At 45.9% G+C, this 16,932-nt stretch carries 14 protein-coding genes; 4 read left to right on the plus strand and 10 right to left on the minus strand.

Features of this window, described 5'->3' with window-relative positions; genetic code table 11:
* Window positions 1-248 precede the first annotated feature (248 nt).
* Complete coding sequence (locus tag WDV74_RS16420; protein ID WP_047962450.1) at window positions 249-470, plus strand: type II toxin-antitoxin system Phd/YefM family antitoxin; 222 nt, start codon at window positions 249-251, stop codon at window positions 468-470.
* The gene (locus WDV74_RS16425) at window positions 467-865 is read left to right on the plus strand and encodes a type II toxin-antitoxin system death-on-curing family toxin (RefSeq protein WP_338883875.1); all 399 of its coding nucleotides are present in this window, start codon (window positions 467-469) and stop codon (window positions 863-865) included. Before WDV74_RS16420 ends, WDV74_RS16425 begins: the two co-directional genes overlap by 4 nt.
* Window positions 866-1,210: 345 nt before the next feature.
* Here WDV74_RS16425 and WDV74_RS16430 read toward each other — a convergent pair whose 3' ends face one another.
* Complete coding sequence (locus WDV74_RS16430; RefSeq protein ID WP_338885631.1) at window positions 1,211-2,623, minus strand: MFS transporter; 1,413 nt, start codon at window positions 2,621-2,623, stop codon at window positions 1,211-1,213.
* Between the two features lie 94 nt (window positions 2,624-2,717).
* On the opposite strand from WDV74_RS16430, the gene WDV74_RS16435 reads away from it, so the two are divergent.
* The gene (locus tag WDV74_RS16435) at window positions 2,718-3,374 is read left to right on the plus strand and encodes a metalloregulator ArsR/SmtB family transcription factor (RefSeq protein ID WP_338883876.1); all 657 of its coding nucleotides are present in this window, start codon (window positions 2,718-2,720) and stop codon (window positions 3,372-3,374) included.
* 87 nt (window positions 3,375-3,461) lie between these two features.
* Here WDV74_RS16435 and WDV74_RS16440 read toward each other — a convergent pair whose 3' ends face one another.
* The 4 genes from WDV74_RS16440 to fdhE form a co-directional block, all read right to left on the minus strand.
* A complete protein-coding gene (locus WDV74_RS16440) occupies window positions 3,462-5,111 on the minus strand; it encodes a sulfatase-like hydrolase/transferase (RefSeq protein ID WP_338883877.1) in 1,650 nt (549 codons plus the stop codon).
* Between the two features lie 84 nt (window positions 5,112-5,195).
* On the minus strand, window positions 5,196-7,085 hold the full coding sequence (gene selB / locus WDV74_RS16445) for a selenocysteine-specific translation elongation factor (RefSeq protein WP_338883878.1): 1,890 nt from the start codon (window positions 7,083-7,085) through the stop codon (window positions 5,196-5,198).
* Between the two features lie 18 nt (window positions 7,086-7,103).
* On the minus strand, window positions 7,104-8,495 hold the full coding sequence (selA, locus tag WDV74_RS16450) for an L-seryl-tRNA(Sec) selenium transferase (protein WP_338883879.1): 1,392 nt from the start codon (window positions 8,493-8,495) through the stop codon (window positions 7,104-7,106).
* A gap of 16 nt (window positions 8,496-8,511) precedes the next feature.
* Window positions 8,512-9,396 (minus strand): formate dehydrogenase accessory protein FdhE, encoded by an 885-nt coding sequence (fdhE, locus tag WDV74_RS16455; protein ID WP_338883880.1) that lies wholly within the window; start codon window positions 9,394-9,396, stop codon window positions 8,512-8,514.
* A gap of 262 nt (window positions 9,397-9,658) precedes the next feature.
* On the opposite strand from fdhE, the gene WDV74_RS16460 reads away from it, so the two are divergent.
* Window positions 9,659-11,734 carry a plasmid pRiA4b ORF-3 family protein gene (locus WDV74_RS16460; protein ID WP_338883882.1) on the plus strand — a complete coding sequence of 692 codons (2,076 nt, stop codon included), beginning with the start codon at window positions 9,659-9,661 and terminating at the stop codon, window positions 11,732-11,734.
* Window positions 11,735-11,818: 84 nt separating this feature from the next.
* Here the strand turns inward: WDV74_RS16460 and WDV74_RS16465 are convergent, their stop codons facing one another.
* The 5 genes from WDV74_RS16465 to fdnG all read right to left on the minus strand — a co-directional run bounded on the left by WDV74_RS16465 (window position 11,819) and on the right by fdnG (window position 16,913).
* On the minus strand, window positions 11,819-11,920 hold the full coding sequence (locus WDV74_RS16465; RefSeq protein WP_338883884.1) for a type II toxin-antitoxin system YafQ family toxin: 102 nt from the start codon (window positions 11,918-11,920) through the stop codon (window positions 11,819-11,821).
* Entirely contained in the window at window positions 11,914-12,069 is a 156-nt protein-coding gene (locus WDV74_RS16470; RefSeq protein ID WP_338883886.1) for a type II toxin-antitoxin system antitoxin, RelB/DinJ family, read from the minus strand. Before WDV74_RS16470 ends, WDV74_RS16465 begins: the two co-directional genes overlap by 7 nt.
* A gap of 219 nt (window positions 12,070-12,288) precedes the next feature.
* On the minus strand, window positions 12,289-12,930 hold the full coding sequence (gene fdoI, locus WDV74_RS16475) for a formate dehydrogenase cytochrome b556 subunit (RefSeq protein WP_338883888.1): 642 nt from the start codon (window positions 12,928-12,930) through the stop codon (window positions 12,289-12,291).
* Complete coding sequence (fdxH, locus tag WDV74_RS16480) at window positions 12,927-13,853, minus strand: formate dehydrogenase subunit beta (RefSeq protein ID WP_338883889.1); 927 nt, start codon at window positions 13,851-13,853, stop codon at window positions 12,927-12,929. The genes fdoI and fdxH overlap by 4 nt, the downstream gene beginning before the upstream one ends.
* Window positions 13,854-13,865: 12 nt before the next feature.
* Complete coding sequence (gene fdnG / locus WDV74_RS16485) at window positions 13,866-16,913, minus strand: formate dehydrogenase-N subunit alpha (RefSeq protein ID WP_338883890.1); 3,048 nt, start codon at window positions 16,911-16,913, stop codon at window positions 13,866-13,868.
* Window positions 16,914-16,932 lie beyond the last annotated feature (19 nt).

The following is a 16,932-nucleotide window of genomic DNA, read 5'->3' on the forward strand; positions in this document are numbered from 1 at the left end:
TCGAAAACGTGCAGGCGGGTACGGTGTAGACCGTTCTACGTGAAGTTTACGTTGATTTCGTGGGAATTACGTGGTGTGGGCGTGATGTGGTGACATGATCTAAAATCTGCGTAGCTTAGCGGGCGATTGGTTGCGTTATATGAGTATGCAAAAAAGCCACGATTAAAGGTGAACTATGCCGAGATCACTATTGTTGAATAAACACCCAAATTATGTACAATTCACATGTACATATCTGGAGATATATTATGCGTACATACACCTCAACCCAAGCACGAGCCAATATTTCAGAAGTGTTGGATGCGGCTACCCACGGCGAACCTGTTGAAATTACTCGTCGGGACGGCAGTTCAGCAGTTGTTATCAGTAAAGCAGAATTCGAGGCATACCAGAATGCCAAACTGGATGCAGAATTTGATTCGATTATGCAGCGTCATGGGCATACGGTAGAGGCTCTGACAAACCGATGATATGGGTCAGCGCGCAGGAAGTTATCGCTTTTCATGACCGTATATTGCAGTGGTTTCCCGGCGTTGCTGGAATGCCCGATTCAGGCAGAGCTGAAGCACTTATCTATCGGGTACAAAACCGTACCCACAATGAAGGTGTAACAGACATCTTTGAACTTGCAGCCACCTACTGGGTTGCTATTGCTCGTGGTCATATCTTTAATGATGGTAATAAGCGCACAGCGTTTTTCGTTACCATGACTTTTCTTTACCGCAACGGTATCAAGATCCGTGATAACGACAATACACTAGAAAACTTAACAGTAGAGGCTGCCACGGGTGCGAAAACTGTTGACCAGTTGGCGCAACATTTACGCGAATTGGTAGACCATGTTGAGCCAAACTGTAAGACATAATCACAACTTACTTTTTATGAGAATAAGTGAACATCTCATTTTGCCGTGTACCCAAAGGTGTACCCCTAGAAGATATTGAATAACAACAACCCAGTATTTATGCAGACTTAGGCTGTCTACTCATCAATGAATAAATCCGCCCCACAATAGTACATGATTGACGTGTACCCAATTTGGACACATTCACTTTTCATACACAATCCAATTTCCATTTATCAAATACACGGGAAGGAAATTAGAACTTTCGGTTCATAATATCAATCACCACTATTATATGGATATCCCATCACACGGAATCAAGAAAACGGCACTACTTTTTTTATGATAATGCCGTTGATAATAAATTTATTCCTCTGCCTTAATTTTCGCTGATTGAAATGCTGTTAATAATGCCAATATTGGTGCAATGGAAAAGAGTAAAAATAGCCAATAAGCAGAAGAAGCAGCCCCTTCAACGCCTCCTGGCTGATAAAATCCAAATAAATTGACGGTCATTCCCCCCAATGCAGAACCAAATGCAGAGGCAAATAACTGTATAGTAGTAATGGATGAACCGGCGATGCTTTTATCCGCATCACGGGAAACCTGTAAAATGAGCGTCAAAAGATGAGGCCAGCCGAATCCAACCCCAAAACCAAACATCCCCAATCCCAGGATTATCGGTAGTATAATCTGCCGTTCCCCTGCTGACTGAGATGGCAGCAACACAAGCAACAGCAACATACCAACCAACATGAAGACAGGCCCACTGATAATCGCAAACCGCATTTTTGTCCCTTGCCAGCTAGCACTGAGTATTTCTCCTATAGTCCAACCCATTGCCACGGACGCAACCATGTAACCAGAAACAAAAGGGGATTGCCCATGCAGAATTTGCAAAAAATAGGGAATAAAAACATCCCCTGATAAACCCACTACCAATAGAAATATAGTAGTAAATAAGACCAAATGAGGAGAACGTAAACTTAGGGAACGTTCAGGCAATAACCTGGCTGAAGCTCTACGCTCATAAATAATCAATAAAAAGATGAATATCACAGCGGCAACAATGCCGAGAATGTTGAACCGAACATCTGGCGACAAACTGCCAGAAGAAACCGCCAGTACCGCTGCCGATAACAGAATCAATTGAACAATGGGCAGTGCTGTTTTGGTTTTATCCTGCACCTCTGTTTTAGGTAAAATCAGACAGGTAAATACGGCATAAGACAGAATAATAGGAAGCATAATGCCAAATGCGTAACGCCATGCATCCATCTCAGCAAAAATACCGCCAATAGCTGGCCCGATTAAAGTCGCTACACCCCACATCCCCGAAACCAATGCGATAGCTCGCGGCCAAAGTGATTGGGCAAAGACGAGATTAATCATCAAATAGGAAAGGGCGAACAAAAATCCACCACCCAGGCCCTGAATGGTTCTGCCAACCAACATCACTACCATTGTCGGTGCAAGAGTACAGAGTAAGCTACCGATAAAAAAGATCACTGATGCAATCAGATAAGCGTTTCTTGCACCCAATGCACTCAACAATCTCGCAGAAAGAACGGAACCAATAATCGATGCCACGACAAACAATGTCGTATTCCAGGCATAAAGATTTAATCCTCCAATATCATTGACGACAGAAGGCAGAATCGTAATCGCAATTAAGGTATTAATTGCCATCAATACCACGCCCAGTGAAAGTGCTATCGCACTCGGTGCATTTTTGCTGGAAAACAGATCCCTCCAGCGGCTTTCCTCAGTCATTATCATCATTTTTGCCCTAAACACAGGTTGAGTTGTGAAAAGTCTTACGCTAAATTAAACAAGATAAATCTTGGAATAAATTAATGTCGGGATCAACAATATGTCAAGCGATGACTTGGAAAATAGTACAATCGTAGGGCAAACAGTGAGTGAAAAGCTATTAATGTTGCTAAAAACTCAAGGTGCCTTACAAGCCTCTGATGCCGGCAAATTATTGGGAACAACTGGAGAAGCAGCCCGTCAGCAATTTGTGAAAATGGCTAAAGAGGGGTTAGTTGAAGCAAAATCAGAAACAAGGGGGGTTGGGCGTCCAATACAGCTTTGGCATATTACAGAGAAAGGCCATGCCAAATTTCCTGATGCTCACGCAGATTTAACAACGCAACTGATATCGATTATCCGTAATCAGTTGGGTGAAGATGCTATGGATTTGATTATCAGCACCCGTGAAAAAGAGGCTTTTTCCAACTATAAAAAGGCAATGGAAGGTGCCACTGGGTTACAGGAGAAGGTTGAGCGTCTGGTTTCGATTCGCTGCCGAGAAGGCTATATGGCTCATTATTCTGTTGAAGATGGCGCTATTTTGTTTTTTGAAAACCATTGTCCAATTTGTGCCGCCGCCAAATTGTGTCAGGGTTTTTGTCGGACAGAGTTGAAACTGTTTCGGGAGATCCTGCAAGCCAATGTGGAAAGAACCGAATATATCCTGAGTGGTCACCGACGCTGCGCTTATCGCATCACCGCCACAAATAACTAAATGGTTTCACACATAGTTCCCATATTGTAGCGGTATATCGATAACACATCCCTTCTGTCAGTAGCATCACCGACAGAAGGGATAACATTATTCCTTACCTGCCGCTTCCAACTGCTGATAAATATAATGCTTATAACTCTCTACCAATGCACTATCCTGACAATCATTCAAAGCACCACCACATAAATGGCGCATGATCATATTTGCTTGGTAAAACGCTGGCGCTGACAAACGGGCACGTTCCAGAATGATCCCGCCGAGGAAAGAGATATCGGTCAGCTTGCCCGTTGTTATTGACGCTCCCTGTTTCAGGTTATCCCGCAGAGTAAACTGAGTCACATGTGCTGGATCAGGTAACGGAGAATTATAGTGATCAAAATTGATGTTCGGTTGATGATCACCAAAATAGAGGAAAACGGTAGGCTTGTCGCGATTAGCAACGAATTCACTGAAATCCCTGATGGCAGGATCAGAGGCCACAATTTTTTCCATATAATGGCTAAACTTACCTGTCGCTATTACAGAGTCAACGTTGCCAGCCAAGCCATAATCATCATGATGACTCTCTTCATAAGGACCATGTTCATACATGGTGAGAGAGAAAATAAAAATCGGCTTGTCTGTTTCCTTAGCCAGGATAGTTTTCACATAAGACAACATATCTTGTGTTGGAATTTTCCACAAATTTTCATCCATGCCAGCGGGATACCCTAACTCCTGCGGTTGGATAATTCGATCAACACCCAGTGTCTTGTAAGCATGTCCCGCATGGTAAGCAGACTTATTAAACGGTGTCAGAACAACCGTGTAATAGCCATTATCTTTCATTGCACGAAACAGGCTGTTTTTCAGGTGATCAACGACAAAATAAAACACCGCATTTTTACGTGAACCAAAATCATCCGTATTCAATCCGGTTAAAACGGAGAATTCAGATAACCAGGTTCCACCACCAAAGGTTTGTACCCTGAGTGGACTTTGGGCACTGACACCCGCATCACGCCGGAACATGTAAAGATCGGGCAACTGCACTTTGGCAGGTAATTGATAAATATGGGGATTGACCGTGGATTCTTGCAGCAAGACAACCACATCGGGTTTAACCTCCGACTGAGGTTCAGGCAACGTCACTTGTTTCGCCTGCTGCAAGAAATAATCAGCAGATGAACCCAATTTTGGCGGCTGATATTGGGCATCAGAGGCAGACATTACCATATTAGTCACCGTTCCCCGCCCCTTCGGTAATTCCCCTTGCCATTGCTCATGATAAGCACTAACTGTGAGATTGATACCCCAGGTACTCACGACCATCAAAACGATACTGGCGAAGCGCCATTTTATCCCACGCGCAGAAGGGACCATTTTCCAGCTCAATATCATGTTGAATATCAACCAGATAAGCATAGCCACTACAGCGATACCTGCCAGCCAATAATGGCGTAAAGTCTCCTGATTTGATGGATCTAACATCACATTCAAATCAGAAAACATCAGTTGTTCTTTGTAGTAATGGATTTTTATCTGGTTGAGGAATTTTAGGATGATAAATAACGTGCCAGTTAACACTACCGAAAATAACCAGCGCGCTGAAACTAAAAAAGCCAGGCCAAAGATGATGCCGAATACGCCGACAGACACCAGTACAGGATAAATATCTCCACCTTTCTCAAACACTAATATCAAGGAAGCAATCAACAACAATCCAAGATAAATCCTCGAGATTATCTTCTTTTTCATACTCTATTGAATTCCACACATGAGTTCAGTTTGCCAACCCGATGAAAAATAGCACAGATTGTCAGAGATACTGTAAATAAAATACTAAAAAATGCCCTCATCCCGTAGAACATGCAAATTCGCTTTCCTGCGGGTAAATCCCGTACGATCAAAGTATTCCAGTATTTGAATCGCCAGTTTCCGGCCAATCCCTAATTCATCTCGAAAATCGATTGCTGTTATGCCGCCCTTAGTCTGAGAATAGTTGCGAATTAAATCAGCAAGCTGCTGAATCTGCTGTCGGTGGTAATAACGATCAGACACAATGGCGATAACGAGTCCTAATTGTGCCGCTTTTCGCAAAAGACGACGTATGACCTCTTCATCTTCCCCCATTTCAGTTGTCAAATCGCGCACCCACCACGCTTCCGTTTTAAAATAAGGTTCTGCTTTTAACCACAAACACGCCTGCTCTGGGGTAAACATCAATCCATGCTCAGGCAAATGCAACCAACCATGGGTTTGTTTTAGCACTTCTTGTTCCAATAGCCGATTGATAAGTTTATAAGCCAGCATGTCATCCAGTGTCGGCAAAGCCATTCGTTTCAAACGCGCCTTACCCACACCCAATTGATCAGGGTGTTTTTCGTGGTATTCCACGACAGTCTGCAATAGCTTTTGTTCTGCCAGCACCACATGATGCAGTGATAAAACCCAATCACCCGCAACCATTACCTCCATCCCAACCAACAAGTTGTTGAGCTGATTTTCTGTCAACTGGCGTGCCCAGGCAAAGTGGCTAAGTAACAGTGTACCACGTGTTAAATATAAGGTAAGATTTTCCAGATGGCTGCTCGTTCGAGCCAGTTGGGATAACCAATGAAGAAATTCAGGCTGGCGTTTCCCTCTGCGCGGGGAATTTAAGCTAACGACTCGTGCCCCAGCCAGCGTTTTTCTGGCACTGATATCACGCAGTACCAGGCGATCATTTTCCACCAGCCACAAAGGACGATCCAGCGTCAGCTCAGCCAATATTGGCGTAGCGGTTAGCGAGTTCAGGATAGAAATTCTGCCGGTGATATGGCTGGCAGCATGATGGATATGGAGAGATTGCCAGTTTTGCAGCGGTAAATCCGCTTCAATTTCGACTAACACTTTTTCAGCCGCAAACGAGGGTTTTTGTAATAACAGCCAGTCGCCACGGGAAATTTGCTCTTTGCTGATATCCCCCGCAATATTCAATGCAATACGCTGTCCCGCTGTAGCACGTTGAACGAGTTGATTCTGGGCGTGCAAGCCACGCACTCTCACGCTTTGATCACTGCCAGTCAGCCATAACATATCGCCAACATTGACACTTCCCGCTAACGCCGTTCCGGTGACAACCAACCCGGCACCTTTAATAGTAAAAACGCGATCGATAGCCAAACGAAAGCGTTGCTGTAATTTTTCATGTTGTGGATTTTGCCGGAAGCGAACTTGATGGATAGCATAAGATTGGTGAATAGACTGCAAATGCTCTCTTAGTGGGATAATGCCTTCTTTTATGGCGGCTGCCGTTATAAACAAAGGCACCGATTGCCAACCTTGTGATGCTAATAATTGCCCGACTTGTTGCCGGACTTCCTCAATCCGTGCTTGTTCGACGCTATCCGCTTTGGTCAATACAACCGTAATATCAGGTCGCCCAATCAAACGCAAAATTGCCAGATGTTCCCGTGTCTGAGCCATGACACCATCATCACAAGCGACAACCAGCAGGATATGATCTATTCCACCCATCCCCGCTAACATATTCGGCAGGAATTTTTCATGTCCCGGCACATCGACAAACCCCACCGAAGATCCATCTGGCTGCGGCCAGTAGGCATAACCGAGATCGATAGTCATCCCGCGTTTTTTCTCTTCCGGCAAATGGGTCGTATCAACCCCCGTGATCGCTCGAATGAGCGTCGTTTTACCGTGATCAACATGTCCCGCTGTGGCAAAAATCATAGTTATCAAGCCTATTTCTTATAACAGCAAAAGTGCCTGCAATAATGCATTTCCATCTTCCAGGCAACGCAGATCCAGCCATAACCGCCCATCATACAGACGCCCAATCACCGGTTTTTTCAAATTGCGCCATTGGTGAGCCAAATTTTCCAATGTGCTGCCACGACCATCGATGGCAGTAAAAGTCAGCGACCAACTGGGCAACCGATCCACTGGCAAAGAACCACTGCCAATTTGGGAATAGCAAGGTTCATCACGAACAATAAATTTTTCGCTGTAATATGCCTGAAGTTGAGGAATGAGCCGTTGCGCCATATCACGGATTTCACCCTGTGTACGAGTCAGCAGGCGCAAAGTCGGTAAGTTCTGGCGAAGTTGCTCAGGGTGTTGGTAGAGGCGCAAAGTGGCTTCCAGTGCCGCCAACGTCATTTTGTCTGCCCGCAATGCGCGCTTTAGGGGATGCTGCTGGATAGCGTCTATCCACTGTTTTTTGCCAACAATAATGCCAGCTTGCGGGCCACCCAATAATTTATCACCAGAAAAGGTCACCAAATCGATACCATGGTTCAGGTAATCCTGGGGCATCGGCTCAGCCGGCAAACCATACTGTGTCATGTCGGTCATGGAGCCACTACCAAGATCGATGGCTGTCGGGATTTGGGATGCCATACCCAGCGTCGCCAAGGCTTCTGCCGATACTTCAGCGGTGAAGCCTTCAATACTGTAATTACTGGTATGCACCTTCATCAACAAACCGGTATCAGAATTGATTACCCGCTGATAATCTTTTAAATGCGTTCGGTTAGTTGTTCCCACTTCCACCAAACGACAACCTGCTTGCACCATCACGTCAGGAATACGGAACGCCCCGCCAATCTCTACCAATTCACCGCGGGAAATAACAACCTCTTTGCCTTGCGCCACTGTTGCCAACACCAGTAAAACGGCGGCGGCATTATTGTTGACGATGCAGGCATCTTCTGCCCCTGTTAACGTACAGAGTAAATCAGCCAGTGCGCGATCACGATGCCCGCGAGCACCATCAAGAGAATATTCCAACGTGACCGGCGAACGCATTGCCTGTGTCACGGCTTCAATTGCTGATTCCGCTAACAATGCACGACCCAAATTGGTATGAAGCACCGTTCCGCTCAAGTTAAAAACGGGTTTCAATGCAGAGGCTTGAACCTTGTCCAATCTTCGCTGCAATAATGCAGCCCAATCGTCACTCCACTCTGGCAAGGTCTGATATTCACGAATATTAAATCGCGCCTGTTCTTGCATGTCCCGCAATATCTCCACCACTTGCGTCTGTCCATATAACGCAATCAACGAGGTGATTTTTGGTTCTCGCAACAATCTGTCAATGGAGGGTAATTGACGGTACAGCGAATTGATTGCTTGTGTCATCGCTTCCCCACCCCATTTATTCGTTAGGAAACAAAAAAGGGTTCAGGCTACTGCGGGCAAAACCTTCTTCTTCCATTTTGGCATCCAGAATCAATGACGCCAGATCATCGGCCACAGCATCGATATTTGGATCTTTTTCCTGATACAGAATTTTGAGATAACTACCACAATCACCACAACTTTCTGCCTTGATTGCCGATTGCTCACTCTCCAGTGACCAATAACTCAGGTCACGACTTTGTTCACAGTTACTGCATTTGATACGGACAACATGCCACTCGCTTTCACACAGGTTACAATGCAAGTAACGCAGCCCTTGGTGAGTGCCGATTTGCACCACACTGGCAACCGGCATACTGCCACAGATCGGGCAAAACTGGCGATGTTCTCCATATCCCGCCCGTGCCTTGCCGGGGATCAAACTGGCCATTTGTGCCCAATAGACAGATAACGCTGCCCAGACAAATACCGCCTGATCAGCACTAACTTTGCTGAATTCACTATTGAGTAGCGCACTCGCCATCTCTTCTAACTCTTGTTCTGAATTTTTTGCCAGATTTTCGAGGGCGGGTTTTACATGTTCAGGTACGGTAGGCAGCAATTCCGCCATCAGGGCGTGCAGAATATTCTGCCAATGCTGGGTACGGTGCAATGTTTTACAATCCAATGGGACACGAATTTCTTGCTGGGAATGACCCAGAAGCTCATCCAATTCCATCTCCAGCGGATTGTCATACCACGCTTTTTGCTGTGCTTGGGCAATTTCTGCCGCAAAATTCAGGTAACTTGCAAATGGGTTGTTTTCGGTTGCCAACGTTTTCAGACGCTCAGCACGCTGCTGGTAAAGCGTTTTCAGGTTGACAAACAATAATGGGGGAATAGGGGCAATGCGAATACTCATCAATCTCACCTTCCAGTTATGTTGATATGTAAATCCCCAACCATCTTACCCCGCCAAACAGCGGAATGGCATTGCCAGATCCTATCGATTTCAAGTTACAGACCACAAAACAGTAACGTGGATAAATTTCAACACAAACTTACTGTCCTCACAAAAATTCAAGTTAGACTATTGAATAATCGTAAAGGGGAATGGTGGATATGACAGTGTGATAACCAGCACTCTTCTTGGTTGAAATATCGATATATTGAAGAGGTTGATAATGAAATTAACACCTGAAAAATTGCTATCTGCAATAGAAAAATACGCCCATGCTCCTGAGAAACAACGTTCCTTAACGCCAAAGCAGATACAGTGGTTTTCCGAGCCAGAAAACGTCTTCTTGTTGATTAGCTTGGTGCTAACGCTGCCCAAAGAAGCAATGACGGAGACAGGAGACAGCATTAACCATTGGCTTGAAGTTGCCATAGCAGAGCTTGCATTAACAACAAACAAGTTGCCTGCTGAAACCAAACAACTGTTCGAAGAGATCATTGAGCAAATTTTGCTGAATACCAAAGAAGAATTCGAAATTAATAGCGAATGCATGTTGTTATGTGTATCAATCCTGAAAAGAAATCAGTTTCATATCAACACTGACATCACCCAGCTACTGGATGCCCCCCAATCTACTGATGACACCAACATAGCGACTTTCCCTAAAAAATCCTTAAATTTGAACCAACTGTTTAAGCAGTTTGAAATTGATTCTGGCATTGAATTTGTTGACTTTTTTGAAAACGGTCTATCCGTCACGCCCCATGAAGCCTTACCTCATCTGTTGGCGGAGGTTGCCAAACATTCATGGGGTATCGATGCCCTGCTATTACTCACCCAATACTTTGAAGAACCCGTCGCCCTTGCCTGTGCGCAAGCATTGGACGATTGCCCTTCTTCTGCATGGGCAAACTTATCCTACCTGCAACTGATCAATCTGTGTGCACGATTTAACCGCCATCCTGCCATTCACTCCTGTTTTAAGCGTTGGAAAAAAAAGGCGATGTCGCACCACAATAAGCCGCGGGAAACAGCGAAGATACACGAATTATACGTCACTCATGTTGATGGAAATGACTGTGCCAGCATGATGATGACAATCACACTGGATGGTCAAGAATATCAAATGAATATGATGCTGGATTTTAAATCTGGTATCCGCGAAAGCTTTATGAATATTGCTCCTGAGAGCACAATCCCCGAATTGATTGAAGAGTTGAGCAATAGTAGTGAAGCTTATGTTGACTATACTCCGGTCTCCCCTGACTGGCTGCAACAAATTTTACCGTGGATATTTTCAGTCCAGCAAAATAAACATACCCCACTCGATCTCAACTCACTTTATTGGTTGTCACAACTTCCCGTCGAATGGACACAGCCAGAAGCATTTGAGCTTGAACACTGGAGCCAGAAGTTCGGGTATAAAGCTGATCTGAAGCGACAGGATCAGAATCGTCTTGGCATCACCATGGGTTCATCATTAATACTGTCTTGGCTGGCGCCGGAAGAATGCCTGTTGAAAGCGAAAAAACCCAGGGATTTATTGAAGCTCTATTACTACGCAAACCGCGAGCTGTTTATTGAGCGTCTGACTTATTCCGCTTCAATCGAACAATACAGATTGCCACCACAAGCGCCATATCTGGTAGAGCAATATTTAGATTTGGCCTATGCCCTCAGAGATCTTGGATTAAATCGCAAGAGATTTGCCTTATTTGATACCTTGTCTGAACTCAGCTTTGAATATTTCTACATGGAGCAAGAGGAAGAGATTGAGCCGCAAGGTTTGGTTGTTAAAGTGAGTTTATTCGATGCAACACCCGCCGTATGGCGCCGGATCCGTGTCAGCAATCAACTCACACTCAGTGAATTTCATGATGTGATACAAGCTGCCATGGGCTGGGAAAATGCTCATCTATTCAGTTTTAGTTTTGCAGGAATCGATATTCCAGAAGAACAGTATGACCAATTATGCATCGGTGCATTTCTGGAGGAAGCCGGCGATGAATTCAACTACCAATATGACTTTGGCGATGATTGGTTCCATCAAATAACGCTAGAGAAGGTGTTACCAAAAGATATTATCCAGCCTGAAGTGACCGCAGGTAATGGCATGTGTCCGGCGGAAGATTCCGGTGGCATTTGGAGTTGGAACTATTTGCTCAAGTTGAGAAAAAAGAAACTCCTGACGGAAGATGAAGCAGAACAATTAGAACTTGTGGGATTATCCCCAAGTGAGTCACTGGAACCTTTTGATAAACAGCAGATTAATAAGAGGCTCAAGACACTCATTAGTCAATAAAAGTCAATAAACCGGAGGAGAAAAATGGCCTCCGGTTTCCTTCCCTTTCTGAGAACCAAGATATCCATTTTCGACTACTGATGGCTACTTAAACAAATCAGCATGGCTTCCAACACGGTACAATATCAGTTCTATATCAGTGCGTTGATAAATTAAGAGTAAACAATTGTCAACATGTTCTACCAATCCAAATCATCTCTCAGTTCGTCAATTGTATTGACTCGATGAACTCCTTTACCATTTTCCAAGTCACGAATAGCTTGTAAGGTTTCGCTATTTGGCTGAAAAAATCCATCGGGAAGTTGTCCCTCAACAGCCAGCCGGTTAACAAGCATACGGATACGGATAACTCGCCATAGCCGCTTCTTTAGAAGCTGAAGATACTCTGGCTCTTACGATGGTCTCAATCATACAAACGCCCTCATTTATTGTGCAAATAATGAACATTGTAGCCATGTTGTAGCCACAAAGTAACGTTTATCAATTACTACAATAACCTTAAGAACAATAACTGTAGAAATGAGCCAGAGTACACAAAATACCCTGCCTCAAACTCATTCTTTCTCTTTTTGCTGCTCTTGTTTCACCATTTCACGATACCAACGTGGATGATGTTTTTTCGCCCAGCCACGTGTGACCCAACCTTCTACCATTGCCCGCACTGATCCCTTCACCCAAAACGCCGCATAAGCATGGATGATAATCGTCAGGATCAAACCAACCGCCGCCAGTGAGTGAACCAGCAAAGCAATTCGGATCAATGGGATAGAAAAATATTCCGCAAAATACGGGCGCCAGATAATAATGCCACTAATAAGCAGGAGAAACAGGCAGAGACTTACTAACCAGTAAATGCCTTTCTGGCCGAGGTTATACTGCCCGATATCTCCCGCTTCCTCATTACGCAGTACCTTGTGAATATTTTTCGCCCATTCGATATCATCCCTGTCGATCAGATTATGTTTGAAATACCTGAAAAACATAAAGACAAACAGAAAGAACATCACCGAACCCGCAAACGGATGCAATATCCGTGACAATTGCGGCGTACCAAAGATATTCATCAGCCAGTTCAGGGAGGGGAAGAAAAAACCTAATCCACTGATGGCGGTAAACAGGAAGCAAACCACAACCGCCCAATGATTGATTCGCTCAACCGGAGAGTGACGGATAATGGTATCGTTACGCTTTTTCATTTCTTCACCTCCCCATTATTTGCCTTGTCCGAATCAATCTCTTTAAGTGCGCTTTCTTCCTCTTCTCTGGAAATACGGTTCGGACCAATACCCACGTAATGGAAAACGGCAGCAGCAAAAGTCGCGGCAAAACCGATTGCAGCTAATGGCTTCCAGATACCTTTCCAGAAGGTGACAGTTGGGCTTATAACCGGATTATCCGGCAATCCATGATAGAGTTGAGGCTTATTGGCATGGTGCAGCACATACATAACATGGGTTCCGCCTACGCCTTCAGGATCGTACAGGCCGGCATTTTCATAGCCACGCCCCTTAAGCTCTTCAACCCGCTCTGCCGCCAGCGCTTTCATATCCTGCTTGCTACCGAAATGAATCGCACCGGTTGGACAAGTTTTCACACATGCCGGCTCTTGTCCTACACCAACACGGTCAACGCACAAAGTACATTTGTAGGCACGATTATCCTCTTTGTTGATACGCGGTACATTGAATGGACAACCGGCAATGCAATAGCCACAGCCGATGCACTGTTCTGACTGAAAATCAACGATGCCATTGGCATATTGAATAATCGCGCCTTCCGCCGGACAAGCTTTCAGGCAACCCGGATCGGCACAGTGCATACACCCATCCTTGCGGATCAACCATTCCAGCTTGCCATGCTCCTCCACTTCGGAAAATCGCATCACTGTCCATGACTTCGCTGTCAGGTCAGCCGGATTATCATAAACGCCAATGTTGTGCCCAATTTCATCACGAATGTCGTTCCATTCTGAACATGCTACCTGACACGCTTTACAGCCAATACAGGTTGTCACATCGATCAGCTTTGCCACTTCTTGCTGGTGATCCCGCACACGAGGCGCGGGAGTCAATGAATGGGTGGCAGAGCGACGAATAATGTCCTGGGTTTGCAATGACATAATTTTTCTCCCTCACACCTTTTCCACATTAACCAGAAATGCCTTGAATTCCGGCGTCTGCGTATTGGCATCACCGACAAACGGCGTCAGGGTATTCGCAATAAAACCTTTCTTCGCCGCGCCCAAAAAGCCCCAGTGAATCGGAATACCGATGGTATCCACTTCACGGCCGTGAACATTCAAGGTACGAATACGCTTCGTCACCACCGCCTTGGCCTTGATATAACCACGGCTGGAGCTAACTTTAACGGTATCGCCCTGTTTGATGCCCTTTTCTGCCGCCAACCGTTCACCAATTTCCACAAACTGCTCTGGTTGGGCGATGGCGTTTAACAACGCATGTTTTGTCCAGAAATGGAAATGCTCAGTCAGGCGGTAGGTGGTGCCGACATAAGGGAATTTATCGGCTTTCCCCATAGCTTCAAAATCGCTCTTGAACACACGGGCGGCTGGATTGGAAACCACATTCGGATGTAACGGATTGGTTCCCAACGGTGTTTCAAACGGCTCGTAATGTTCAGGGAACGGTCCTTCTGCCATTTTGTCGATGGCAAACAAGCGCCCCATACCTTCTGGCTGCATGATAAAAGGTCCAACATCCGTTCCTGGGGCTGCGTTGCTGTAATCTGGGATATCCACTCCGCGCCATTTATCGCCATCCCATGCAATCAACTGGCGTTTGGGATCCCACGGATTGCCCTGTGGATCAGCAGATGCGCGGTTATACAGAATACGGCGATTCAGTGGCCACGCCCATGCCCAACCCAGTGTATTCCCTATCCCGGATGGATCAGCATTATCGCGGCGCGCCATCTGGTTACCTTCCGGCGTCCAGCTTCCAGCGAAAATCCAACAGCCGCTGGCGGTAGTGCCATCATCACGCAATTGAGCAAAAGAGGATAATTGCTGCCCTTTTTTCACCAAAACATTGCCGTTGTTATCCAGCAAATCAGCCAAAGCGCGACCGTTACTTTCTTGGGCCACCTCTTCCGCTGTTGGTGCGTCAGGATCGAAATAATCCCATGTCATGCTCAAGACTTGTTCTGGCGCAGCACCGCCTTCTTCACGGTACAAATCACGCAGGCGCTTGAAAATGCCCGACAAAATTTCACCATCCCCAATCGCTTCCCCTGGCGCGTCCGCACCTTTCCAGTGCCATTGCAGCCAGCGAGCTGAATTGACTATTGAGCCATTCTCCTCGGCAAAACAGCAACAGGGTAAACGGAATACTTCAGTCTGAATGGTGGCAGGATCAACATCGTTGAATTCACCATGATTTTGCCAGAATGATGACGTTTCGGTACTGAGAGGATCAACCGTGATCAGGAATTTCAGCTTCGACAAAGCGGCGACGACTTTGTTCTTGTCCGGGAATGATGCTATTGGATTGAAGCCCTGACAGATATAGCCATTCACTTCCCCTTTCGACATCATTTCAAAATATTGCAAGACATCGTAAGGCTTATCCCACTTCGGCAACAAATCGAAGCCCCAATCATTCTCTTTACGGGCATTATCACCATAAAAACTCTTCATCAGGCTGACAAAGAACTTCGGATAATTTCCCCAATAGTTGACCTGACCTGTAACGGTGGCTTTTGGTGTGTTCGCCTGCAAATAGGTTTGCAAGTCGGCCTGTTTCTCCGATGGCAGGGAGAGATACCCCGGCAGGCTTTGGGATAACAACCCCAAATCTGTCAGTCCCTGAATATTGGAGTGACCGCGCAGCGCATTGATGCCACCGCCTGCCATACCCATATTACCGAGCAGTAATTGGATTATCGCCATTGTACGGATATTCTGGGCGCCGATGGAGTGTTGCGTCCAACCCAGTGCATACAGGAAAGTAGCGGTTTTGTCCTTCGCGCTGGTTTCTGCCAGATATTCACACACCTTGAGGAAATCTTCCTTCGGTGTTCCACAGATATCAGTCACGACATCCGGTGTATAACGACTGACATGAGTTTTCAGCAGGTTCCAGACACAACGTGGATGGCTCAGCGTTTTGTCCCGTTTGGCAAAACCCTTCTCATCTAGCTCATAGTGCCATGTCGTTTTATCGTACTGGCGATTTTCAGCATCATAGCCACTAAACAGGCCATCATCGAATGAGAAATCTTCCCGCACAATCAGGCTAGCATTGGTGTAAGCCTCGACATACTCACGGTTAATTTTTTCATGGGTTAGCAGGTATAAAATTACACCTGACAGGAAGGCAATATCCGTACCAGAACGAATAGGCGTGTAGAAATCCGCCACGGATGCCGTACGGGTAAAGCGAGGATCGATAACAATCAGTTTAGCGTTGTTGTGAATTTTAGCTTCCATCGCCCAACGGAAACCGACAGGATGTGCCTCAGCAGCATTCCCGCCCATCACGACAATCAAGTTCGCATTCTTAATATCCACCCAGTGGTTGGTCATCGCACCGCGACCAAATGTTGGAGCAAGACTTGCTACCGTTGGTCCGTGTCAGACACGCGCCTGGTTGTCTACGGCAAGCATGCCGAGAGCGCGACTAAATTTCTGCGATAGAAAACCGGTTTCGTTACTGGCCGCGGACGCACATAACATGCCTGTTGTCAGCCAGCGGTTAACCGTCACACCATCTTGGTTGGTTTGGATAAAATTGGCATCGCGATCTTGTTTCATCAATCTCGCGATACGATCGAAGGCTTCATTCCAGCTTATTCGCTGCCATTGATTGGAGCCAGGGGCACGATATTCTGGATAGCGCAGGCGATTTTTGCTGTGCACAAAATCCACCAAGCCAGCCCCTTTAGGACATAAGGCACCACGGTTTACAGGATGATCCGGGTCCCCTTCGATATGAAAAATAGTTGATTTGGCATTTTTGGCGCCATCACCAAGGCTGTACATCAATAATCCACAACCGACAGAGCAGTATGTACAGGTATTTCGGGTTTCACGCGCACGCAGCAATTTGTAGTTACGTGTTTGCGCAATCGCGGCGGTTGGGGCAAACCCCAGCGCGGCTGCCGTCGTACCCGCCATACCGCCAGCGCAGATCTTAAAGAACTGCCTTCTGCTGACTTGCATGGGGGATCTCCTCACTCAC

This window comes from Xenorhabdus sp. TH1 (assembly GCF_037260955.1).
In the GTDB taxonomy this organism is placed as follows: Bacteria; Pseudomonadota; Gammaproteobacteria; order Enterobacterales; family Enterobacteriaceae; genus Xenorhabdus; species Xenorhabdus griffiniae.